At 73.8% G+C, this 23,296-nt stretch carries 18 protein-coding genes and 2 tRNA genes; 13 read left to right on the plus strand and 7 right to left on the minus strand.

Annotation, left to right across the window (positions count from 1 at the left end):
- Positions 1-121: 121 nt before the first annotated feature.
- Positions 122-1,366, minus strand: coding sequence for an MFS transporter (locus AC4IJH_RS31110; protein ID WP_490855263.1), 1,245 nt, complete (start codon positions 1,364-1,366; stop codon positions 122-124).
- Between the two features lie 99 nt (positions 1,367-1,465).
- On the opposite strand from AC4IJH_RS31110, the gene AC4IJH_RS31115 reads away from it, so the two are divergent.
- Positions 1,466-2,170: a TetR/AcrR family transcriptional regulator gene (locus tag AC4IJH_RS31115; RefSeq protein ID WP_490855264.1), complete on the plus strand. Its 705-nt coding sequence runs from the start codon at positions 1,466-1,468 to the stop codon at positions 2,168-2,170.
- Between the two features lie 214 nt (positions 2,171-2,384).
- Here AC4IJH_RS31115 and AC4IJH_RS31120 read toward each other — a convergent pair whose 3' ends face one another.
- Positions 2,385-7,622, minus strand: a complete 5,238-nt coding sequence (locus AC4IJH_RS31120) for a PAS domain-containing protein (RefSeq protein ID WP_490855265.1) — start codon at positions 7,620-7,622, stop codon at positions 2,385-2,387.
- A gap of 467 nt (positions 7,623-8,089) precedes the next feature.
- On the minus strand, positions 8,090-8,572 hold the full coding sequence (locus AC4IJH_RS31125) for an SSI family serine proteinase inhibitor (protein ID WP_490855266.1): 483 nt from the start codon (positions 8,570-8,572) through the stop codon (positions 8,090-8,092).
- A gap of 233 nt (positions 8,573-8,805) precedes the next feature.
- Between AC4IJH_RS31125 and AC4IJH_RS31130 the strand changes: the two genes are divergently transcribed.
- From AC4IJH_RS31130 to AC4IJH_RS31145, 4 genes are all read left to right on the plus strand, one after another.
- A tRNA-Ser gene (locus tag AC4IJH_RS31130) sits at positions 8,806-8,896 on the plus strand.
- A gap of 373 nt (positions 8,897-9,269) precedes the next feature.
- Positions 9,270-9,342 (plus strand) — tRNA-Arg (locus AC4IJH_RS31135).
- Between the two features lie 106 nt (positions 9,343-9,448).
- A complete protein-coding gene (locus tag AC4IJH_RS31140) occupies positions 9,449-10,249 on the plus strand; it encodes a GlxA family transcriptional regulator (protein WP_490855267.1) in 801 nt (266 codons plus the stop codon).
- A gap of 9 nt (positions 10,250-10,258) precedes the next feature.
- Positions 10,259-11,269: a DUF2797 domain-containing protein gene (locus AC4IJH_RS31145; RefSeq protein ID WP_490855268.1), complete on the plus strand. Its 1,011-nt coding sequence runs from the start codon at positions 10,259-10,261 to the stop codon at positions 11,267-11,269.
- 322 nt (positions 11,270-11,591) lie between these two features.
- Here the strand turns inward: AC4IJH_RS31145 and AC4IJH_RS31150 are convergent, their stop codons facing one another.
- Together AC4IJH_RS31150 and AC4IJH_RS31155 are read right to left on the minus strand one after the other, a co-directional pair.
- Positions 11,592-11,777, minus strand: a complete 186-nt coding sequence (locus AC4IJH_RS31150) for a hypothetical protein (protein ID WP_490855269.1) — start codon at positions 11,775-11,777, stop codon at positions 11,592-11,594.
- Complete coding sequence (locus tag AC4IJH_RS31155) at positions 11,774-12,337, minus strand: NADPH-dependent FMN reductase (protein ID WP_490855270.1); 564 nt, start codon at positions 12,335-12,337, stop codon at positions 11,774-11,776. The genes AC4IJH_RS31150 and AC4IJH_RS31155 overlap by 4 nt, the downstream gene beginning before the upstream one ends.
- A gap of 343 nt (positions 12,338-12,680) precedes the next feature.
- On the opposite strand from AC4IJH_RS31155, the gene AC4IJH_RS31160 reads away from it, so the two are divergent.
- From AC4IJH_RS31160 to AC4IJH_RS31185, 6 genes are all read left to right on the plus strand, one after another.
- On the plus strand, positions 12,681-13,457 hold the full coding sequence (locus AC4IJH_RS31160) for a response regulator transcription factor (RefSeq protein ID WP_490855271.1): 777 nt from the start codon (positions 12,681-12,683) through the stop codon (positions 13,455-13,457).
- 2 nt (positions 13,458-13,459) lie between these two features.
- A complete protein-coding gene (locus AC4IJH_RS31165; RefSeq protein ID WP_490855272.1) occupies positions 13,460-15,148 on the plus strand; it encodes a HAMP domain-containing sensor histidine kinase in 1,689 nt (562 codons plus the stop codon).
- A gap of 213 nt (positions 15,149-15,361) precedes the next feature.
- On the plus strand, positions 15,362-16,915 hold the full coding sequence (locus AC4IJH_RS31170) for a bifunctional glycosyltransferase family 2/GtrA family protein (protein ID WP_490855273.1): 1,554 nt from the start codon (positions 15,362-15,364) through the stop codon (positions 16,913-16,915).
- Between the two features lie 142 nt (positions 16,916-17,057).
- A complete protein-coding gene (locus AC4IJH_RS31175; RefSeq protein WP_490855274.1) occupies positions 17,058-17,438 on the plus strand; it encodes a mannosyltransferase YkcB-related protein in 381 nt (126 codons plus the stop codon).
- 51 nt (positions 17,439-17,489) lie between these two features.
- Positions 17,490-19,037, plus strand: a complete 1,548-nt coding sequence (locus AC4IJH_RS31180; protein WP_490855275.1) for an MFS transporter — start codon at positions 17,490-17,492, stop codon at positions 19,035-19,037.
- Between the two features lie 188 nt (positions 19,038-19,225).
- Positions 19,226-20,020, plus strand: coding sequence for a TetR/AcrR family transcriptional regulator (locus AC4IJH_RS31185; protein ID WP_490855276.1), 795 nt, complete (start codon positions 19,226-19,228; stop codon positions 20,018-20,020).
- Between the two features lie 103 nt (positions 20,021-20,123).
- Here the strand turns inward: AC4IJH_RS31185 and AC4IJH_RS31190 are convergent, their stop codons facing one another.
- Complete coding sequence (locus tag AC4IJH_RS31190; protein ID WP_490855277.1) at positions 20,124-20,495, minus strand: STAS domain-containing protein; 372 nt, start codon at positions 20,493-20,495, stop codon at positions 20,124-20,126.
- Between the two features lie 308 nt (positions 20,496-20,803).
- Here AC4IJH_RS31190 and AC4IJH_RS31195 point away from each other — a divergent pair, with 308 nt between their 5' ends.
- Together AC4IJH_RS31195 and AC4IJH_RS31200 are read left to right on the plus strand one after the other, a co-directional pair.
- The gene (locus tag AC4IJH_RS31195; protein WP_490855278.1) at positions 20,804-21,508 is read left to right on the plus strand and encodes a GAF and ANTAR domain-containing protein; all 705 of its coding nucleotides are present in this window, start codon (positions 20,804-20,806) and stop codon (positions 21,506-21,508) included.
- Between the two features lie 58 nt (positions 21,509-21,566).
- Positions 21,567-22,301 (plus strand): ANTAR domain-containing protein, encoded by a 735-nt coding sequence (locus AC4IJH_RS31200; protein WP_490855279.1) that lies wholly within the window; start codon positions 21,567-21,569, stop codon positions 22,299-22,301.
- 29 nt (positions 22,302-22,330) lie between these two features.
- Here the strand turns inward: AC4IJH_RS31200 and AC4IJH_RS31205 are convergent, their stop codons facing one another.
- Positions 22,331-23,200 carry a YceI family protein gene (locus AC4IJH_RS31205; protein ID WP_490855280.1) on the minus strand — a complete coding sequence of 290 codons (870 nt, stop codon included), beginning with the start codon at positions 23,198-23,200 and terminating at the stop codon, positions 22,331-22,333.
- Positions 23,201-23,296 lie beyond the last annotated feature (96 nt).

Here is a 23,296-nt window from a genome sequence, read left to right on the forward strand (position 1 = left end):
CCCCCCCCCCCCCCCCCCCCCCCCCCCCCCCCCCCCCCCCCCCCCCCCCCCCCCCCCCCCCCCCCCCCCCCCCCCCGACGCCCTGTGCTCTTTGGGAGCCCGTCGCGGGCTCAGTGCGGGCTCACCGCCCGCTCTTGGCCCGCCCCAGCAGTGCGCTCCCGAGCCACCCGGCCGCCATCCACACGGCCGCGACCGCGCACACCCCGCTCCAGCCCCAGAGGCCGAAGGCGGGGCCCGCCAGCGCGGAGGCGATCGCACCGCCGAGGAACGCGGAGGCCACATAGGCGGAGTTGGCCGTGGACGGGGTGGTGGTGGCGGCCAGGACCGTGCTCTGATTGGCGACCTGGCCCGCGAAGGTGGCCATGTGGATCAGCACGGCGGCCACGCACAGCGCCCAGATCTGCTGCCCGCCCAGCCAGAAGAACACCATGGAGGCGGCGGCCAGGGCGTAGGCCAGGGCGACGACCCGCGCGGCGCCCAGCCGGTCGACCAGCCCGCCCGCCATCGGGGCGACGACCGTGGCGACCAGCCCGAAGAGGCCGAAGAGCCCGGCGGTGGCGATCGAGTAGCGGTAGTCGCCGGTCAGCAGCAGGACGAGCGCGGTCCACACGGCGCTCCAGGCGCCGATCAGACCGCCCTGGCGCAGGCACGCGGCCCGTACGGCGGTGTTGTGCGCGATCAGCCGCAGGACCTTGCCGACTCCCTTGACGGGGTTGGTGACCGGGCCGCGGTCGCGGTCGGCGGGCAGCAGCGCGGCGGTCAGCAGGCCGACCGCGACGGTGAGCGCCGCCGAGCCGAAGAAGACCCAGCGCCAGCCGTACTCCTGGCCGACCAGGCCGCCCAGCACCCGGGCGGCCACGGAGCCCACCGACAGCCCGGCCACCACCGCGCCGACGTGCAGCGCGCGCCGCCCCTGGGGCGCCCGCTCGGCGACCAGCGGCACCAGGAGCTGGGGTATGACGGTGGTGGCGGCGGCGATCAGTACGGCGGCGCCCAGCGCGGCCATGACGGGGGAGACCCCGGCGAGGACCAGTGCGGCTCCGGTGACCAGGGACAGTACGGCCACCAGGCGGCGGCGGTTGGCGGTGTCGCCGAGCGGGGCGAGGAACAACAGGCCGAGCGCGTAACCGAGTTGGGCGGCCGAGGCGATCCAGCTCGCGGCGGAGGGGGCGACGCCCAGGTCGCGGGCGATCGGCGCCAGCAGCGGCGTGGCGAGGTAGATGTTGGCGGCCGTCACGGCGGTGCACAGGGAGATGACGGCCAGCAGGACGCCGTTGGGGACGCCGTGGCGGGCAGGTCGCGCGGGGCCTGCGGGCGGGGCCGGGCGCGTGTGGCCTGCGGGGCTGCGGAGGTCGGTGGCGGACATGTGGTGGACTCCCCCTGTTGCTTAGTAACCAACTGGTTGGTTAGTAGTGTGCGCGCCGCCGTCCGTGCTGTCAACCAACTAGTTGGTTACCATGGGGGCATGGCAGGAACCAGGGATCCGGAAGCGACCAAGGCCCGCATCTTCGCCGCGGCGACCGCCGAGTTCGCCGCGCACGGCATCGCGGGCGCCCGCGTCGACCGCATCGCCCGCGAGGCCAAGGCCAACAAGCAGCTGATCTACGCCTACTTCGGCGACAAGGCCGAGCTGTTCCGCCAGGTCCTGCAAAAGGCCCTTACCGACCACGCCGCCGCGGTCCCCGAAGGGCCGGAGGACCCCGACGGCTACGTCGAGAACCTCCTGGACTACCGGGCCGCGCACCCCGAGCTGATGCGGCTGCTGTTCTGGGAGGGCCTGGAGTACGGCGACCAGGAGATCCCCATGAGCGAGGAGCGCCGCGAGCTCTACAAGGAGAAGGCCGACATCTTCGAGGCCGTGCGGGAGGCGGGCGGGATCACCTCGGGCATCGACCCGCGGGACCTGCTCTTCTTGATCAGTGCGCTGGTGGGCTGGTCGTACGCCGTACCGCAGCTGCGCCGCTTCATGGTCGGCGACAGCGAGGAGGATCTGGTGCGGCTGCGCGAGTCGATCCACCAGGCGGTGCGGCTGCTGGTGCGGGGGGTGGAGCGCCCGGACGGTACGGGGCACGGCGCGGAGTCCGGCGCGGGCGGTACGGGGCCCGGCGCGGGCGCCTCGCCTGCCGATCCGTCCGGGCCTGCCGACCCGTCCGGCACGTCGCCTTCCTAGCGCCCCGGTTGGCCGTGGGCGGCCCTGGCTGTCCCCGGCTGCCCCTGGGGCTGTCTCCGGTGGTGCGTGGGGCGGCACCGTACGCGCGAGACGGGGGCAGCGCGGCGGGGACGGCGAGACGGGGCGGTACGGCCAAGACGGCAAGACGGGGCGATACGGCCGGGACGGCAGGGCGGGGACGGTGGGCGGGGGCCCAACCCGCCCCCGCCCACCGTCAGTTGGTGCCGATCTTCGCCAGCAGGTCCACGATCCGCGACTGCACCTCGGCGCTGGTGGACCGCTCGGCCAGGAAGAGCACGGTCTCGCCCGCCGCGAGCCGCGGCAGCTGGGCCGGGTCCATGTCGGCGGAGGTGTAGACGACCAGCGGCGTGCGGTTGAGCTGCGCGTTCGCCCGCAGCCAGTCCACGATCCCGGCCCGGCGACGGCGTACCTGCATCAGGTCCATCACGACCAGGTTCGGCCGCATCTGCGTCGCCAGGGTGACCGCGTCCGCGTCCGTCGCCGCCCGCGCGACCTGCATCCCGCGCCGCTCCAACGACGTGGTCAGCGCGCCCGCGATGGCGTCGTTCTCCTCGATCAACAGGACCCGCGGCGGGTGCTGTTCGCTGTCCCGCGGCGCCAGCGCCTTCAGGAGTACGGCGGGGTCGGCCCCGTACGCCGCTTCCCTGGTCGCCTGCCCCAGCCCGGCCGTCACCAGCACCGGCACCTCGGCGGCCACCGCCGCCTGGCGCAGCGACTGCAGGGCGGTACGGGTGATCGGCCCGGTCAGCGGGTCGACGAACAGCGCGGCCGGGTACGCCGCGATCTGCGCGTCCACCTCCTCGCGGGAGTTGACGATCACCGGGCGGTAGCCGCGGTCGTTCAGCGCCTGCTCGGTGGAGACGTCGGGGGCCGGCCAGACCAGCAGCCGGCGCGGGTTGTCCAGCGGCTCGGGCGGCAACTCGTCGTCCATCGGCTGTGGCTGACGGTCCATCACCTCTATCGCGCCGTTCGGCCCGTCCAGCGGCTCGGGCCCTTCCGAGCCCTCGTCGGGGGCGGGCACGGCGAAGGCACGGCCCTCGGAGGAGTCCATCAGATGCGGCTGCGGCTGGGCACCCGGCTGGGGGTGCGGCCGGGCCGCGCCGGAAGCGGAGTCGCCCGCCTGGCGCTCGCCGTCCCGAGGGGGCGCGGCGAGCTTGCGGCGCCGCCCCGAACCGGCGGCCGGCGCACCGGATCCCGCCGGACGCTGCTGGTCCCCGGGCTGCGCGCCGCCCGGCTGCGGCTGACCCGCGGCCTGCGGCCGGCCGCCGGGCTGCGCCTGACCGCCGGGCTGTGCCTGGTTGCCCGGCTGCTGGTCGCCCCGCTGCGAGAAGGGCGCACCCTGCCCGAGCGTACGCACGCTGAACGCCCGCCCGTGGGACTGACCGGCCGCCGGGCCGCCGTCCTCCTCGGGAGGCATCGGTACGGACTGGGGGCGGCCGGACGGGGACACGGGGCCGCCTTGCGGCTGCGGCTGGCCGGGACCCTGGACCTGGCCAGGTGCCTGCGGTTGCCCCTGACCCTGCGCCTGGCCCTGACGCTGCGCCTGTGCCTGGCTGCCGCCTTGCTGCGTCTGACCGCCCGTGTGCACCTGGCCACCGGACGGTGCCGAGCCCTCGCCACCGGGGAACTCCTGCCCCGGCGCCTGGCCCGGCATCGGCCCGGGCGCCTGGCCCGGCATCGGACCCGGCTTCTGGCCGGGCGCCTGGCCCGGCGTCTGCTCCGCCTCCGCGGGGCTGGGGCGGCCACGCCGCCGTCCGGTCGGCGCGGGCGCGGCCGCTTCGGCCGCGCCCGCGGGGCCCGTGGCGCCCGCCGCACTCCCCGGTACGGCCTCGACGCCACCGTCCTGGCCCGCGGCCTCCTCGGCCGCAGCGCTCTCCGCCTCGGCCTCCGCGGGGTGCGCGACAAGCCCCTCGGGGCCCACCACGAACGTCCCGGTCGACTCCGAATCGGCCATCGCCGCCGCGGCCCGCTCCTCGGCAGCGGCCCGGCGCGCACGGCGGCGCCCGGTCGGCTCGGGCGTACGGCTGCCGCCCTGGGCGCCGGGGAACAGGTCCAGTTCGCCACCCGGTACGGACTGCCGCTCGGCACCGGCGGCGTCGGCCACCTGCGGCCCCTCGGCGACAGGGCGGCGCGCCCGCCGCCGGCCCGTACCCACGGCCACGGCCTGCGCGTCCTGGGGCCCGGCCGACTGCGCGGGCACCTGCCCGGAGACGGCGGGCAGCGCCGGAACGTTCTGCGGCTGCGCGGTCTGGTCCGCCGCGGCGGGCGGCAGCGCGAAGGCCGTACGCGCACCGGTCGGCGCGAGCGCGTCCGCCGAGGAGGCGTGCGGCTGCTGCTGACCCGGTACGGGCCGCTCGGCGGTGTCGGCCAGCGCACGCCGCGCCCGCCGCCCGGACGGCTGCGCCGGCGCCTGCCCGAGCCCCTGCTCGACGGGCGACCCGCCGCCGGAACCCGCCGCGGGAAGCGCAGGCAGCCCGCCGTCGTCCGGCGTCTGCTGCCGCGCCCGACGCCGCCCCGTCGGCGGCACGACCTCGGCCTCGGCCATCCCCTGCGGCATCCGTCCGCCGCCCGTACCACCGTCACCACCGGCGACACCGTGCCCCGGTTCACCGGACCCGCCGGCCATGCCACTGGGGCCGCCGTGGCCCCCAGGACCGCCAGGCCCACCGAAGCCGCCGGGCCCGCCAAGGGCACCGGTCGTGCCGCTCCCGCCGCCGGGACCGCCAGAACCACCGAAGCCGCCGGGCCCGCCGACACCATCGGAACCGCCGACACCGCCGACACCGCCGACACCGCCGGGACCACCAACGCCACCGGGCGCACCGTTCACGCCGCCAGGGCCGCCACCATTACGCCCACCGGGCCCGCCTGCGGCCGGACCCGCGCCACCCGGGGCACCGTCAACTCCCGCCGGGGAAAGGGCCCGTGGCCCCTCCTCCGCGCCGTTCCCGGCAGCCGCCTGGCCACCGCCGCCCTGCGCGCCGTCCGCGCCAGGGCGCCGGGCCCGCCGCCGTCCGGTCGGCGCACCGTCGGCCTGCGCGGGAATCCCGGGCCGCACCGGCCCACCGGGGCCGCCGTGCCCACCCTGCGCATCGGGCCCGCCGTGCCCACCGGGAGCCCCCGGACCACCGTGCACACCGGAACCGCCTGCATCACCGTGCACACCGGGACCGCCCGGCCCACCGTGCATCCCAGGACCGCCCGCGCCGCCACGCCCATCGGGCCCACCGGCCCCGCCATGCACGCCAGGTCCGCCCGGTCCACCGTGCACACCGGAGCCGCCCGGCCCACCGTGCGCACCAGGTCCCTCAGGGCCACCGGCCCCGCCACGCACGCCAGGACCGCCCGCACCGCTGAGTCCGCCGGGGCCACCCGGCCCGCCGTGCGCACCAGCGCCGCCGCTCCCGGGCCCACCGGCCCCGCCCGGCAAGCCCGTTCCCGCCGCGCCGTCATCCGTACGCGTACCGCCCGTGCCCGTACCGGAGGAGTCCCCACCCCGGCCCGCACGACTACCCGCCGCGCCGCCGCCACCGGAACCGTCGGCGCCCGCCGACGGACCCGCGGCAGTGCCCGCCGCACCACTCCGTCCGGCCGCTGGACCACCGGCAGCCATCGGCCCGCCCCGGCCGCGCTGCCCGCCCTGACCATCGGCCCCGCTCCGAGCCCCGGGAACACCCGCAACACCGGGCCCGACAGCACCGGACACACCAACAGCCCCCGGCCCACCGACAGCACCGGCGCCGTCGGCCCCAGCCCCACCAGAGCCCCCGACGCCAGCATCAGCACCCGCGCCCGCCGCAGCCCCTCGGGCCCCTTCCGTCCCGCGGGCCCGCTCGGCGGGCATCGGCATCACGGTGGTCTCGTTGCCGGTGGCCACCCGTGCCCGGTCGCCGGCCCCGGCGCCTGAGATCGCCGCCGCGTCGGCCGAGACCGGGATCTCCAGGACGTACGCGCTGCCGCCCGCGCCCTGCGCTCCCTGGGCCCCGGGGACCGCGTGCGTCTGCAGCAGGCCGCCGTGCCGCTGCACGATGCCGCGCACGATCGGGCCGTGCACCGGGTCGCCGCCGCTGTAGGGGCCGCGTACCTCGATCCGTACGACCTCGCCGCGCTGCGCCGCCGCGACCACGATCGTGGAGTCCCCGGCGGCGGCGCCCGAACCGGCAGCCGTCGCCGACGCGTTGCCCGTGGCGTCCACGCCCGCCACATCCGCGATCAGATGCGAGAGCGCCTGCGCGATGCGCTCCGCGTCCACCTCGGCCTCGATCGGCGGCGCGTGCACCGCGAACTGCGCGCGCCCCGGCCCGATCAGCTCGACGGCGCCCTCGACGCCCGCCGCCACGACCGAGTCCAGCGAGACCTTCTCCCGCTTGAGCCGCTCGCCGCCGGCGTCCAGGCGCTGGAAGCTGAGCACGTTGTCGACCAGCGTGGTCATACGGGCATAGCCCGCCGCCAGGTGGTGCAGGATCTGGTTCGCCTCGGGCCACAGCTGGCCCGCCGGATCGGACGCCAGCGTGCTCAGCTCACCCTTGAGCTCCTCCAACGGCCCGCGCAGCGACTGCTCCAGCACCGCCAGCAGCTGGGCGTGCCGGGCCACCAGCGCGTCGTGGGGCCGCCGGTCGGTGAAGGTCATCACGGCACCGACGAGCTGATCGCCGTCCCGTACGGGCGCCGTCGTCAGGTCGACCGAGACCGACCGCCCGTCCTTGGCCCACAGCACCTGCCCCCTGACCCGGTGCTTGCGCCCGGACTTGAGGCTGTCCGCCAGCGGCGTCTCCTCCCACGGCAGCGGCGAACCGTCGGGCCGCGAGTGGTGGATCAGCGGATGCAGCTCCCGGCCGCCCAGCTCGCTCGCCCGGTAGCCCAGGATCTGCGCGGCGGAGGGATTGACCAGGACGCACCGGCCCTCGGAGTCGACACCGACCACGCCCTCGGCCGCGGCCCGCAGGATCATCTCCGTCTGCCGCTGCTGCCGGGCCAGTTCGGCCTCGGTGTCCAGCGTCCCGGTCAGGTCCCGTACGACGAGCATCAGCAGCTCGTCGCCGGTGTAGCCGGTGCGGTGATCGGCGTACGCGGCCTCGAAGGCGCTCTCGTACGGGGTGCGCCCGTCCTCCAGATTGGCGCTGGTCACCTCGACCAGCAGCTCCGTACCGTCGGTGCGCCGCGCGATCATCCGCGTCGGCTTCGTACGGCCCGCCTCGTCCTCGTCGTCGGGGCGCCGCATGGAGCCCGGAATGCGCTTGGAGTCGAACGCCGGCAGCAGGTCGAGCAGTCCGCGGCCCACCAGTCCGGTGCCCGGAGCCTGGAAGGTCTCCAGGGCGATGGTGTTGGCGTTGACGACCGTGCCGTTGCAGTTCACCAGCAGCAGCGCATCGGGCAGGGCGTCGAGTATGGCTGCGAGGCGAGCAGCGCCTCGGGATGGCCTGCTGCTCACGACGACGCTTCCTCCCTGTTACCGCACCTTGCCGACACCGCCGACGTCAGTTGGGCATCGCCGTGGCGGGTCACTGGAAGGGAGTCTACGGGCAGTGGATGTGGACGCGGAGACGGATGACGAGGAGGTACCGCATTGGGCTGAGGAGGTACCGCCACGGGTTTGTGCGACTCACCGCACGCCCGACATGTGCCCCGCTTCCTGACCTGCCGCGCTACTGCCCGAAGAAGCCGTCAGCAATCGCCGGAAGCCACCACCGTCCGGTCATCACCGTTCACCATCCACCGGCTTCGGACAGAAGCCGAGCACCGGCCGGACTTGCGCGACCCGTCGGACGTACGGCCTGCCGACGCCGAGCACCAGCCGGAGTCCAAAGTCACGCGACCCGCTGACGTGAGGACCCGCCCGGCGCGAGGACCCGCCGGGCGCTGTGAACCTGCCTGTCGGTGTTGTGAACCTGCCGGGGTTCAGGAGTCGACGCTGGTGGTGTGCGGCAGCACCGGCTCGAAGCGGCCCCAGCGCGAGATCTCGCAGCCGTTGCTCCGCTTGAAGGTGGCGTCCACCGGGCGCCCTGCCCAGGTGCCGGTCAGCCGCGCGGTGGCCGGACCGCCGTACTGCATCGTGCACTGCGCGTCGGGCGCCACCGGTGCGAACGGGTCGGCGCCCCAGCGCGTCAGCTCCTCCAGCTTGTCGCAGGCGGCCCGGGGCGCGGGGTGGGTGCCGGAGGCGGGGCGGCAGTGCAGCTCGAAGGTGCCGTCGGTGGCCGGGTCGCCCGACTCGGCGACGGTGAGTGTGAGGTGGTCCTCGGGCGCGGGCAGCGGCGCCGGCGCGTCATCGGCGGCGGCCGGGCCGGCCAGCGCGGTCAGGGCCAGCAGGGCGGCCGCAGCGGTGCCGACGGCGGCCGTGGCGGCCGGGACACGGGACAGGCGGGAGGGCAGTCGCAGGGACATCGGTGGCTCCTGGTGCGAAGGTACGGGCGCGGGGCGCGTGGGCGCACGGACGCGTACGCGCACAACACCTCGCCACTCCTAACGCTCCGTCGCGCACGACGTTGCGCACGCAGGAACGGCTTTGCCCGGTGGCCTGCCTGCCTAGTACGGTAGGGGGCGATTGGTGGCGGCACGCTCAGCTGTGCCATCATCGTCGGCACACACACCAGCGCTCAGGCGCAGGTGAGGTGCGTGGAGGCGTCGCCTAGTCCGGTCTATGGCGCCGCACTGCTAATGCGGTTTGGGCTTTACCGTCCATCGAGGGTTCAAATCCCTCCGCCTCCGCTCTTTTGCTCAGGCCCTGGTCCCCGCGACCGGGGCCTGACTGCTTTTCCAGGCACCCCCGCCTCCCAGGCACCCTGGCCCCCGCCCCGGCTGCCCCTCTCCGCCCGCCGCCCGGATCACCCTCGGCAATGCGAGCGCCGGCGTCTTCCCCCGCTCCGGTCCGGACCACACCCGCCGATCCGGACCACACCCGTCCGAATTTCGCCCGGATCATCGAGGACTCCCCCTGGAGCCGGCAGTCGGCCGCCTCCCACCCGAGCGACGTTTGCCCAGCTCAGAGGGGTTGAGGGAATCGGATTTCACCTCACGCCGCAGGTCGTGTAATGTTCTTCTCGTGACGCCGACCGGCCAGGAAAAACCGCCGGAAAGCCAAGCGCTCGTAGCTTAACGGATAGAGCATCTGACTACGGATCAGAAGGTTGCAGGTTCGAATCCTGCCGAGCGCACAGTAGAGACAAACCCCCTCCGGGATATCCCGGAGGGGGTTTTGTCGTGTGCGGTGGTGATGGCCGGGCGGGTGGCCGGGTGGGGGTGGTGTGTGAGGCCCTGGCCATGGGTGGGCATGGGCGGGGTGGGCGGCACCGGGTGGCGGTGCTGGTGCGGGACGGGATGCTGCCGATCGAGGTGGGGATCGCGCACCGGGTGTTCGGGCAGGCGCGGCCGGGGGCGCGCGTCGCCTCGATCTGCACCGGGGCGTTCGTACTGGCCGCGGCGGGGCTGCTGGACGGGCGGCGGGCGACCACGCACTGGTCCTCGACGGAGCTGTTCCAGGAGCTGTATCCGGACGTGGAGCTGGATGCGGACGTGCTCTACACGGACGACGGGGACGTGCCCACCTCCGCCGGGGTCGCGGCGGGCATCGATCTGTGCCTGCACATGGTCCGGCAGGATTTCGGCGCCGCGGTGGCCAACGATGTGGCGCGGCGTACGGTCGTGCCGCCGCACCGGGAGGGCGGGCAGGCGCAGTTCATCCGGCGGCCGGTGCCGGAGCCGCAGATCGCCTCCACGGGGCGGGCGCGGGCCTGGGCGCTGGAGAACCTGGCGCGGCCGCTGAGCCTGCGGGAACTGGCCCAGCGGGAGGCGATGAGCGTACGGACCTTCACGCGGCGGTTCCGGGAGGAGGCGGGGGTGTCGCCGCTGCAGTGGCTGACGCAGCAGCGCATCGAGCGCGCGCGGCAGTTGCTGGAGGAGACGGACCTGTCGGTGGACCGGGTCGCGGCGGACGCGGGGTTCGGGACGGCGGCGTCGCTGCGCCAGCACCTGCAGGCGGCGTTGGGGGTCTCGCCGAGCGGGGGCCGCGCTACGTTCCGGGGGAGCGGCTCCGGGAGCGGGGAGCCCGTCGGCGGCCCCTAGGGTGGAGGGGTGTGGCGGTGTACGGGGCCTCGCTGGGGCGGCGAGGGGCAGCAGCTCGGGTGGTACTGCTCCGAGCGGGGTGAGGAGCGGGTCAGTGCGCTGCCCGAGGGCAAGCGGCTGGCGTTCGCCGTGGAGGGGACGCGGCGGTGTCTGGGGGTTCGGCGGGGGCAGCGGTGGATCGCGTGCCCGTACGGGCCGTACGGGGCCGAGATCGGCGGTGGCGGCGCCAGGGACCAGTGCGCGGACTGTGCGCGGCTGGACCGTTCGCGGTCGGTGGCCGCGGACACGATGGCCGATGACCCGCGGACGTACGCCGTCTATCTCGCCTACTTCGGACCGGGACTGCTGAAGGTCGGGATCACGGCCGCCGAGCGGGGGCCGGCGCGGCTGGTCGAGCAGGGCGCGGTCGGCTTCGCCTGGCTGGGGCGGGGGCCGTTGATGTCGGCGCGGCGGGCGGAGGCGCTGCTGGGGAGCGCGCTGGAGGTGCCGGACCGGTTCGGGAAGGCGGAGAAGCGGGCGGCGGTCGGCGCGCTGCCGGAGGTGGCCGAGCGGGCCGCGGAACTGGGTGAACTGCACCTCAGAGCGCGGGAGTTGGACGGCTGGCCGGAGGCGCTGGAGCCGGTGGAGTTCGGGTACGTGGATCACTCCGGGGTCTTCGGGCTGGAGCGGATCGCGGCCGCGGGGGGCGCAGCGCGGGAGGTTGTGGCGCTGGCGGCGGGTGATCAGGTGGTGGGGGAGGTGCTGGCCGGGGTGGGGTCGGATCTGTATGTGCGGGCCGGGCTCGCGGCTGCTGACGGGGGTGGGGACAGGGACGGAGATGGGGGCGGGGATGGGGGCGGGGATGGGGGCGGGGATGGGGATGGTGGGGCGGGGGTCCTGGTGGTGGATACGCGGCTGTTGGCGGGGTGGGTGCTGCGGTCGGTCCCGGGCGGGGCGACGACCGCGTCCGTACGGCCGGTGAAGGCGCCGCCGGGGGCCGGGGCGGACGGCGGGGACGGGCTCCAGGAGGGGCTGTTCTGAGGCGGGGGCCTCGCTCGTTTCGCCTGACTCGCACCCCCCACCCCCGAACCCACCCCCCGCCCCCTCCCCGGAGCTGTTCGTCGTCCGCGTCCGCCGGTGGCTTCAGGCCGTCGAAGACGTCGGCGATGTGCTCCAGCCAACGGCGCCAGTGCAGGAGGGCGTCGGTGTACTCCGCGGTACGACGCTCCAGCGCGGTCTGTGGTGTGCCCTGCGGGGACGCGGTCGCGGCGGTGTCTGCGGGCGGGATCACGTACGAGGTGTGGCAGAAGCCGCGTACCCAGCGGCCGTAGTGGTGCATGAGGCCGCGGGTCATGTCCTCGGGTCACACGCGATCCGGGCCGAGGGGCTCCCCGGTGACGGGGTGGGGCTGCGCCGCGATGGTACGGACGACGGTGGCGACCGTCGCGGCGGCTTCCTCCGGGCGGAACGGATGGCGGCTCGGCGCTACTTCCTGCCAGGACAGATAGCCGTGCAACGGGTTGTCCGGGTCGTACCGGCCGTGGCTCACGGCGCCTTCTGAGGGTGTCGTGCGGAGTGTGAAGCCGCGGCTTCGGCCAAGGCCGTCATGAGGGCCTGCAGGGCGTCCAGGGTGGGACGGTCGGTGACGCGGCCGGTGGCGGGGTCGGTCTTGGCGCTGATCGCGGGGATCTTGAGGCTGGTGGCGGGCGAGAGCTCGGCGGTCAGCATGCCGAGGACTTCCAGGAGTTGGGCGTGGGCGTGCTCGCCGCCGGTGGGGAACGGGGAGGCGGTGATCACGGCGGTCGGGCGGCCGACGAACTCGCCGCTGCTGACCAGCCAGTCGAGGGCGTTCTTGAGGACGCCGGGGAGCGCGTGGGCGTACTCCGGGCTGACGATCAGCACCGCGTCGGCGGCCGCGGCGGCCTCGCGCAGCGCTGCGACGGACGGCGCAGGCGTCGCGCCCTCGCCGTCCAGATCCGGGTTGAAGTGCGGGAGGGCGCCGATGTCCGCGGTGGTGGACTCGCCCTCGAAGAGGTCCAGGGCGGAGTTCAGGACGGCGCCGTTGGAGGAGCGGGCGCGCAGGCTGCCGGATAGGGCCAGGAGTCGCATGCCATGACGGTACGGGGTGCGGGCACCGGCCCGACGGAGGGGTGAATCCGCAGGTCAGGGCGATTGTCAGTGGTGGGTGTCATTCTGAGTGAGTGCTGACCGGCTGGACCGCGCGGGGGGCGGCCCAGTTCGGTTGCACAGAAAGAGCTGCACAGAAAAAAGCGGGGGATCGGGGGAGTTGGGCAGGGGGCGGAACGGGGGCAAGACGGGGGGGCAAAACGGGGTCGGAAAGGGGGCGGAAAGGGGGCGGAAAGGGGGAAGTCAGGGGCAGCAAGGGGGATTCTCAGGAGATTCACAGGAAGTCGCAAGGGAGCTCTCACGGGCCGCGGGCAGTGTCGCCGGCATGACCGTGACCTCGGCAACGTCTCACTCGTCCGCATCGCGCCCGGCCCAGTGGCCCAAGAAGGGCCCGGAGCTTCTGCGGCCGGACGGCAGTCCGCTGCGGATCCTCGTCGTCGACGACGAGAGTTCGCTCGCCGACCTGCTGTCGATGGCGCTGCGCTACGAAGGGTGGTCGATCCGCTCGGAGGGCGACGGCGCGGGGGCGCTGCGGGTCGCGCGGTCCTGGCGGCCGGATGCGGTGCTGCTCGATGTGATGCTGCCGGACATGGACGGGCTGACCGTGCTGGGGCGGCTGCGCCGTGAACTGCCCGACGTACCCGTGCTGTTCCTGACCGCCAAGGACGCGGTCGAGGACCGGATCGCCGGGCTGACGGCGGGCGGTGACGACTATGTCACCAAGCCCTTCAGCCTGGAGGAGGTGGTGGCGCGGCTGCGCGGGCTGCTGCGGCGGGCGGGGCGGGCCTCCGCGCGCGCCGAGTCGCGGCTGACCGTGGGCGACCTGGTGCTCGACGAGGACAGCCACGAGGTGTGGCGGGGCGGTGAGGGCATCCATCTGACGGCGACGGAGTTCGAGCTGCTGCGGTATCTGATGCGCAATCCGCGCCGGGTGCTGAGCAAGACGCAGATCCTGGACCGGGTGTGGAGCTACGACTTCGGCGGCCAGGCCAACGTCGTCGAGCTGTACATCTCGTACCTGCGCCGGAAGATCGACGCGGGGCGCAGCCCGATGATTCACACGCGGCGAGGTGCGGGGTATCTGATCAAGCCGGGTGAGTAGGAGTGCGGGCGCCGTCCCGGCCCTGGTCGCTGCGGACGCGCCTGGTCGTGTCCGCGGTCGTGCTGATCGCCGTCGTCGCCGCCGTCATCGGTACGGTCACCACCATCGCCCTGCACTCCTATCTGCAGGGCAAGTTGGACACCCAGCTCGGTGAGGCGGTCCAGCGGGCCGGGGACGCGCAGGGCCGGGGGTTCGCGCAGGGCGGCGAGCGCGGCCCGCTGGACTTCGTCGCCATGCCGGGCCGGCCCAAGGGCACCGTCGGCGCCGAGGTCACGCCGGAGGGCCGGATCGAGAGCGGGGTACGCAGCAACGACAGGTCGAGCCACTGCCGGGACGAGAACCTGGACGGGCTGACGTCCGAGCAGGCCGGCGTGCTCGACTCCGTCCCCAGGGACGGGCGTACGCACACCGTCACCCTCCCGGGCCTGGGCGACTACCGGGTCCGCTCCACACCGGACGGCACGCTCGTCCTCGGCTTCCCGCTGACGGAGGTACGCAGCACCGTCGGCACGCTCGTCCTGGTCGAGGTGTGTGTGACCGCCGCCGGGCTGGTCGCGGCCGGTATCGCGGGCGTCGCCATGGTCGGCATGGCCCTGCGCCCCCTGAACCGGGTCGCCGGCACCGCCACCCGCGTCTCCGAACTCCCCCTCCACCGGGGCGAGGTGGCCCTGCACGAGCGCGTACCGCCCGCCGAGGCCGATCCGCGTACCGAGGTCGGCCAGGTCGGCGCCGCCCTGAACCGCATGCTCGGCCATGTCGGCTCGGCGCTCGCCGCCCGTCAGGAGAGCGAGACGAGAGTCCGCAGGTTCGTCGCGGACGCCAGCCACGAGCTGCGCACCCCGCTGGCCTCCATCCGCGGCTACGCCGAGCTGACCCGGCGCGGCGGCGAGCCGGCCGGCCCCGACACCCGGCACGCGCTGGCCCGTATCGAATCCGAGGCGGTCCGTATGACCGACCTGGTCGAGGACCTTCTGCTGCTGGCCCGGCTGGACGCGGGGCGCCCGCTCTCGTACGAGACCACCGATGTGTCGACGCTGCTGGTGGACGCGGTGAGCGACGCCCGCGCGGCAGGCCCCGGGCACCACTGGCGCCTGGAACTGCCGGTGCCGGGTGCGGAGATGGCGCCGCGTACGGAAGCGGAGACGGAAGCGGCGATGGAAGCGGCGATGGAGCCGCGTACGGAAGCGGATACGGAAACGCATACGGATACGGAAACGGAAACGCATACGGATGCGGATACGGGCCCGTGCGCGGCGTCGCCTGCGGCCACGCGCCTTGGCGGCGAGGCCACCGCCCCGGCCTCCACCTCCACCCCCGCCCCCACCCTGATCCGCGGCGACGCCGCCCGTCTGCACCAGGTCCTGGTCAACCTGCTCGGCAACGCCCGTACGCACACCCCGGACGGCACCACCGTCACCGCCCGCGTGCGCCGCGACGGTCCGGCTGTCGTCCGGGTGGAGATCCAGGACGACGGCCCGGGTATCCCGCCCGGCCTCCTCCCGTACGTCTTCGAGCGGTTCGCGCGCGGCGACGCGTCGCGTTCCCGTGCGGCCGGCAGTACGGGACTCGGCCTGGCGATCGCGCAGTCCGTCGTCGTCGCGCACGGCGGCACGATCGCGGTCGACAGCGTTCCCGGCCGCACCGTCTTCGCCGTACGGCTGCCCGCCGTGGCGGGAGTGCCGTCCCGCTGAGCGCTGCGGCCGGTCGGCTGCGGGCCGGTGGGAGGGCTGGTCGCGCCCGCGCGGTGGAGCCGCAGAGCGACGCGGCCCCGCGCTCCCTGTGAGGCGCGTGCGCGCCTTATGGGGCGCGATGCGCGCCTGCGGGTGACCCGACACGCACACACCCACAGGCGGCCCACAGCCCCATCACACGCCGGTGACAGCGCACCCGTCGACTGTCGGTGCATGACGTCGAAAGAGCCGTCCCACACGTCCCGTACGGCGAATCCGCCCCCATCGCACCCCGGTTCACTGCCGACCCGCGCGCACCTGCGGCCGGGCGAGACCGGCACCGTCCTCGATGTCGTGATCCCCGTGCACAACGAGGAGGCCGACCTGGAACCCTGCGTACGGCGGCTGCACCGGCACCTCGTCCGCACCTTCCCCTACGGCTTCCGGATCACCATCGCCGACAACGCCAGCACCGACCGCACCCCCGAGGCCGCGGCCCGCCTGGACGACGCCCTGGAGGAGGTCACGGCCGTCCGGCTGGAGCAGAAGGGGCGCGGCAGGGCGCTGCGTACCGTCTGGTCGCTCTCCGACGCCCCCGTCCTCGCCTATATGGACGTGGATCCGTCCACCGACCTGAACGCCCTGCTCCCGCTGGTCGCCCCGCTGATCTCCGGCCACTCCGACCTGGCGATCGGCACCCGGCTGACCCGTACCTCGCGCGTGGTGCGCGGCCCCCGGCGCGAGGTGATCTCGCGCGCCTACAACCTCCTCCTGCGCGGCTCGCTGGCCGCCGGATTCACCGACGCCCAGTGCGGGTTCAAGGCCGTGCGCGCCGATGTCGCGGCGCGGCTGCTGCCGCTGGTGGAGGACGCGGGCTGGTTCTTCGACACCGAGCTGCTGGTGCTGGCGGAGCGGGCGGGGCTGCGCATCCACGAGGTGCCGGTGGACTGGGCGGACGACGCCAACAGCGCCGTACGCAGCGTCCGTACGGCGGTGGAGGGCCTGAAAGGCATGTGGCGGGTGGGTCGGGCGCTGGCCACCGGGGCGCTGCCGCTGGACCGTCTCGCGCGGCCCTTCGGCGACGATCCGCGCGATCGCGAGCTGACCGGCGTACCGGGCGGCCTGGCCCGCCAGCTGCTCGGCTTCTGCGCGGTCGGCGCCCTGAGCACCCTGCTCCACCTCCTGCTCTACTCGCTCCTGCGCGCGGCCGGGCCCGGACCCCAACTGGCCAACGGCATCGCCCTGTTGCTGTCGGCCCTCGTCAACACGGTGGCCAACCGCAGGCTCACCTTCGGCCTGCGGGGCCGCGCCCGTGCCCTGCGCCACCAGGCACAGGGGCTGCTGGTCCTGGCCATCGGACTGGCCCTGACCAGTGGCTCCCTGGCCGCCCTCGACGCCGCCTCGGGCCACCCCTCCCACGCCACCGAACTCACCGTCCTCGTCGCCGCCAACCTCGCGGCCACGGCGCTGCGCTTCCTGCTGCTGCGGGTGTGGGTGTTCCCGGAGCGGGAGCGAGGACGAGAGCGGGAGCGGGAGCGCGAACGGGTGCGGCAGTCGCAGTCGCAACCGCCGCCGTACGATCCGCCGTACGGGAAGTCGTACGAGCCGTCGTACGGGGAGTCGTACGGCCACGAGGGTGGCGACGACAGCCACGACGAGGTCATCGCGCATCACCACGACCACCACCCCGACCGCGACCCGCACCCCTACGTTCCGCACCCTCACCTCGACACTCGCCCCCACCGCCACCGCTCCAGCGCCCACCCCGCCCCCAGGACCACACGATGACCACCCCGCTCACGACAACCCCAGCCGCCTTCCCCCACCCCGAAGCCCCCGAAGCCCCCAAAGCCCCAAATCCCCCTTCCCGCCCCACCAGATCCACCTGCCTCGCGCTGCCGGCCCTGCGCGCCCGCGTTGGCGATCGCCGGTGCGCTGGCCGGTCCGCTCGCCCACACCCTCGCCACGGTCGGCACCGCACACGGCGGCTCGATCGTCACCGCCGGGCCGTCGGCCGCCGCCGAGACCAAGGCCTTGCTGCGGCGCGGCGCCGACAACTACAACCTGGGCGGCCGCCGCCGTCGGCTCCCAGAACGCAGCGAGCCACCAACTCGCCACCGGAGAGCCCGTGATGGCGATCGTCGGCTTCAACGGCAGTGATCCGTCCCCTGCACCGGCCCGCTTCCAGGAGTACGTACGGCAAGGAAAGATCCACTACTCAATCGCCGACAGCCGGGGCGGTAGGGCCTGGCACAGCCCCTGTGGCGGGCGGGCGCGGGCTCCCGCAGAAAATGCGTTGTACGGCGTATAGCGGCACTTGTACGGTGTACGCCTATCCGCTCGCACCCTGCAGGGAGCCCGCATGTCCTCCGTGGCCACCGGATCCACCGGTCCCGCCGCCCCCGAGACCCCGACGCGCCATCCGGCGCGCTGGCTGATCCTCGGTGTCATCTGTCTCGCTCAGCTCACCGTCCTCCTCGACAACACCATCCTCACCGTCGCCATCCCCTCCCTCACCAAGGAGCTGGGGGCGACCACCGCCGATGTGCAGTGGATGCTCAACGCCTATTCGCTGGTGCAGTCCGGCCTGCTGCTGACCGCGGGCAACGCCGCCGACCGCTACGGCCGCAAGCTGATGCTGGCCAGCGGTCTGGCGCTGTTCGGCATCGGGTCGCTGGGCGCGAGCCTGGCGAGCTCGCCAGGTCAACTCATCGCCGCCCGCGCGGGCATGGGCATCGGCGGCGCGCTGCTGATGACCACCACCCTCGCCGTCGTCATACAGATCTTCGACGACAGTGAGCGCACCAAGGCCATCGGCATCTGGGGCTCGGTCAGCTCGCTGGGCTTCGCCGCGGGTCCGCTGATCGGCGGCGCGCTGCTCAACCACTTCTGGTGGGGCTCGCTCTTCCTGATCAACCTGCCGGTCGCGGTGCTCGGCCTGATCGCGGTGATCCGGCTCGTCCCCGAGTCCAAGAGCCCCAGCGGTGACCGCCCCGACGTGCTCGGCGCGCTGCTGTCCATGATCGGCATGGTGGGCCTGGTCTTCGCCATCATCGCCGGCCCGGATCACGGCTGGCTGTCGGGCCGGGTGCTGACCTCGGCCGCCGTCGGCGTCGTGGGCCTGGCGCTGTTCGCCCTGTGGGAGCTGCGCACCCCGTACCCGATGCTGGACATGCACTTCTTCCGCGACCGCCGCTTCGTCGGCGCGGTGGCGGGCGGCATCCTCGTCGCCTTCGGCATGGGCGGCTCGATGTTCCTGCTGACCCAGCATCTGCAACTCGTCCTGGGATTCGGCCCGTTGGACGCGGGTCTGCGGATGGCTCCGCTGGCACTGACCGTCGTCCTGCTCAACTTCACGGGCCTGGGGGCGCGTCTGATCCCCAAGCTGGGCATCCCCGGCTCGATCGTCACCGGCATGACGCTGCTGGCCGCCGGTCTGGCCGCCATCGCCACGCTCGGCGGCGACAGCTACGGCGGCATGCTGCTCGGCCTGATCGTCATGGGCACGGGTATCGCGCTCGCCATGCCCACCATGGCCAACGCCGTGATGTCGGCGATCCCGCCGGCCAAGGCGGGCGTCGGCGCGGGCGTGAACGGCACGCTGATGGAGTTCGGCCAGGGGCTGGGCGTGGCCGTGCTCGGCGCCGTCCTCAACATCCGCTTCGCCGCGCTGCTCCCGGTCTTCGCCGCGGGCGCCGGTTCGCTGACCGCGGCGCTGGCCAAGGCCCGTACGGACGCCGACCGCGCGGTGATCGCCGACGCGTTCGCCTCCGGCATCCACACCAGCCAGCTGGTCGGCGCGGTCGCCGTACTGCTGGGCGGCCTGGTGGCGGCGCTGCTGCTGAGCCGCGCACAGCGGGTGCAGGCGCCGAGCGCCCTGGCCGAGGAGACGCAGGAGCGCGTCGGCTGAGCCCGGGCGGGGCGTGGGGCGGCTGCGGCGCCGTCGTGGCTGGTCGCGCCCACGCGGCGGAGCCGCACATCGCTACTGCCCCGCGCCCCTTAGGGGGCCCGGGCGCCGCGTGAGCGCAATAGCATCGAGGGCGCACCACCAGGCAGTACGCAGTACGAGTAGCACGCACAGCGAAAGGGAGGCGCGTCATGGCAGCGACGGACGGCCGCGCCAAGAAGCCGCGGACCAGCGTGTGGCTGGCCGACCGCCCCCCGGCCAAGCGGAAGGCGGACCAGCCGGCCGCACTGGACCTCGACAAGATCGTCGAGGCCACGGTCCGGCTGCTGGACTCCGAGGGCCTGACGAAGTTCTCCATGCGGCGTCTGGCGGCCGAACTGGGCGTCACCGCCATGTCGGTCTACTGGTACGTGGAGACCAAGGACGACCTGCTGGAGCTGGCCCTGGACGCCGCCATGGGCGAGATGAGCCTCCCGCAGGAGGCCGCCTCCCGCGAGGAGTGGCCCGCTCATCTGCGCGCGCTGGCCTACGAGTACCGCACCGTCCTCACCGGGCATCCGTGGGTGGCCCAACTGCTGGGCCGGTTCATCAACATCGGCCCGCACGCCCTCGCCTTCGCCAACGCCACCCACCGCATGATGATCAGCAGCGGTCTGCCCATGGAGCAGATCGCCGGCGCGCTCTCGTCGGTCTTCCAGTTCGTGTACGGCTTCGCCACCATCGAGGCACTGTTCAACGCCCGCTGCAAGGAGGCGGGGGTGAACGTGGACGCCTACTTCCAGCAGGTGATGTCCGCGGTGAACGACAAGCCCGCGGTCGCCCAGGACCTGGAGTTCGCCGCCCAGTTCATGGCCGCGCGCGGCGCCGAGACCGTACGGGAGATGCGCGACCGCGACTTCTGCGTCGCCATCGACGTACAGATCAAGGGCATCGAGGCGATGCGGGACCAGCTCGGCGCGCAGGGTGAAGCCGCAGCACAGGATTGACTCCCCGTCGGCCGTCACAGCAGCCGGGAGATCCCTTCGCCCGCCTCAGCAGCCGGGAAGTCCCGCCGCCCGCCTCTCACAGCCGGGTAACCCGCCGCCCGCCTCAGCACCCCGGAAACCCCGTCGGCCGCCCCAGCAGCGCCTCCGCCAGGTCGTCGTAGACCGGTACGTCCCGCCGCAGGTTGACCAGTTCCAGCACGCGCCGGACCGCGGGGGTACGGGCCGTGACGCGCAGCTGGGCGTCGGCCTCGGCGCGGGTGCGCTCGCCGAGCGAGGTGATCAGCGCCAGGCCGCTGGAGTCGATGAAGGACGTGGCGGTGAGATCCATCACGAGGGCGTCCAGCTGGCCGGTCCGCTCCTCGACGATCTTTCGCGCGTCGTCGTACAGCGAGGCGGAGTTGGCGAGGTCGATCTCGTCGGGCATGGCGATCAGCGTGCAGCGGTCGAGATCGTGCCGTACCAGATTGTGTGACATCGACTTCCTCAGTCCCACCAGTGAACCAGAGGTCCGTGGCCGGGCGGGAGCGGCGGCGGGGACCCCACTGCAGTAGGCCGCGTCCTGACCCGATCGCTCCATTTCATCACGCCCGCGCACGCCGGGGGAACGTTCCGATCGAGATCGACCCGAAGAGTCCACGGAGGATAGAGTGTTGGGCATTCGTGTGCTCGCAGTCGGGAATGTGCTGCGGAGCTCTCCTGCGTATGGCCGTGCGGTCGTACACGCCGAAGAGGTTCGTGTTGGATTCCCTGCATTCTTCCGAAGTGCCGTTTACCGATGGGCCGTTGCCCGCCGGAGCGCTGCCTGCCGTTTCGCTGCCCGACGGGCAGGTTCTCAAGAGTGCCCTTGCCGTCGCCGAGTCGCTGACCTCGGCCGCCATCGCGCTGCACGGCGCCGACGGCCCGCGCGCGACGATGCGGACGGCCGTGGACCTCGCCGTCCGGATCGTGCCCGCCGCCGAGTGCGCCGGCATCTCCAGCGTCGAGCGCTCCGCCGGAATCCGCACCCTGGCCTGCACGGATGAAGCCGTACGCGCCGCCGACCGGCTCCACGACGGCGCGGGCGCCCCGCCTCCTTGGCACGACCTGTGGGACCGGCCGGTGGCGCGGGTGGCGTCCGACGGCACGGACACCGGGCCGCTGGGGCTGCGCTCCGTGCTCTCCTACCGGCTGCGCGCCACCAGCCGCAGACTGAGCGTGCTGACGCTGTACGCGCCGCGCGAGCAGGCCTTCGACGACACGGCGGTGGCCGTGGGGCGGATGCTCGTCGCGCACATCACCATCGCCCTGGAGAACGCCACGGCGGAGGAGCAGCTGACCGAGGCGATGCGCACCCGGGACGTGATCGGGCAGGCGGCCGGGTTACTGATGGGCAAGTTCGACATCGACGGCGACGAGGCGTTCGGGCGGCTGGTCAGGGCGTCACAGAAGGAGAACGTGAAGGTACGCGACATCGCCCAGCGCATCGTGAACTCGGCCAACGGGACATGAGTACCCGGGCCCGTACGGCACCGGGTTTCGTCACTGTGCGTGAGGGAACTCGCGCACGATGACCAGTGAGAACGCCCCGGATCCCTTCGCACTGCACCGGTCCCTGGCCGAGAGCGAGGACCTGGACGCCTTTTTGCGTACCCTCACCGACCGGGCGAGTGCGGCCCTGCCGGACGTCGTCTCCGCCAGCATCACCCTGCGCCGCGGGGGCGTACCGGTCACCGTGGCCAGCAGCGACGGGGCCGCGGAAAAGCTGGACGAGCGGCAGTACGAGGGCAGCGGCGGGCCGTGTCTGAGCAGCATGCGCAGCGGGCGCGAGCAGCATGTGGCCGACTCCGCCGAGGAGCGGCGCTGGCCCGAGTTCGCCCTGGCCGCCGTGGAGTTGGGCATCAGGTCGGTGATGGCCCTCCCGCTCGCGGACGAGGACGAGTCGCTGGGCGCGCTCAACCTGTACGCGCGCCCGCCGGGCGTCTTCGCCGACCGGCTGGACACCGCCCGGCTGCTGGCCGCGCGGGCCACCGGCGCCGTCGTGGTGGCCCAGCGCATCCAGCGCCACCTGGAACTGGCCCAGGACGTCCGCCGGGCGATGGTCTCGCGCAGCGTCATCGACCAGGCGATCGGCATCATCATGGCGCGCGGGCGGGTGGACGCCGACACCGCCCTGGAGATCCTGCGCCGCTCCTCGCAGAGCCGGAACATCAAACTGCGGCAGATCTGCGTGGAGCTGGTGACACAGACCGGCCGCAGGCCACCCTCTCCCAAGGACCTCAGCCCGCGGCCGGAGCGCACCTGAACCGGCCGCGGGTTTGTGCCGAACCGGCTTTACACGCTCGGCAGCGTGTCCCCCTGCACCGCCTGGATGTCCAGCTCCACCCGCAGCGTGGTGCCGATCGCCGCGATGCCCGCCGCCACCACCTGGTTGTAGTTCATCTTGAAGTCCTCGCGGCGCAGTTCGGCCGTGGCGCGGAAGGCGGCGCGCACCCCGCCCCACGGGTCGGGGCCGCTGCCGAGGTAGCTCAGATCCAGGTCCACCGGGCGCACCACACCGTGCAGGGACAGCTCGCCGTGCACCGTCCAGCGGTCGGGCCCCGCGGCATCGATCCCCGTACTGACAAAGGTGATCTCCGGGTACGTCTCCACGTTCAGGAAGTCCGCCGAACGCAGATGCCCGTCGCGCAGCGCGTTGCCGGTATCCACGGTCGCGGCCTGGATGACGGCCTGCACCGCGGACTTCTCCGGCTCCTGGGCGATCTCGATCCGGCCGCCGAACTCGGTGAACCGCCCGTGCACGCTGGAGATCCCCAGGTGCTGGGCGACGGCGGCGACCGTGGAGTGCATCGGGTCGATGGTCCAGGTCCCCGGCGGGGGCAGCTCGGCGCCGCCCTGGCGCGCCAGCACCACCGTGCCGACCTCCATGCGGCCGCTGGCGGTCACGATCGCGCTGGCGGCGGCCGGCGCGTAGCCGACGGCCGTGACGATCACCGTGTACGGGCCGGCCGGCAGCGGCTGCTCGTCGCGTACCGCCCCGTCCTGCCCGGCGGTGGCCCGCAGCACCTGGGCGCCGGTCATGTCGGTGACGGTCAGCACCGCGTGCTGCACCGCCCAGCCGTCCCGGGTGCGCACCTGCGCCCGCACCCCCGCGCCGGTCCCCGGCCCCGCCGCTCCCGCTCCCACGCCGCCCGTCGAACTCATTCCCACTCCCGATGTCGTGCCCTGATACGTGTGCGGGCCCCGGCCGGCGGCGGGCAGGCCGTCCCCTGCCTGTGTGCCCGCCGCCGCCGGAGCCCT

It is taken from the genome of Streptomyces sp. UF-297, assembly GCF_058245575.1.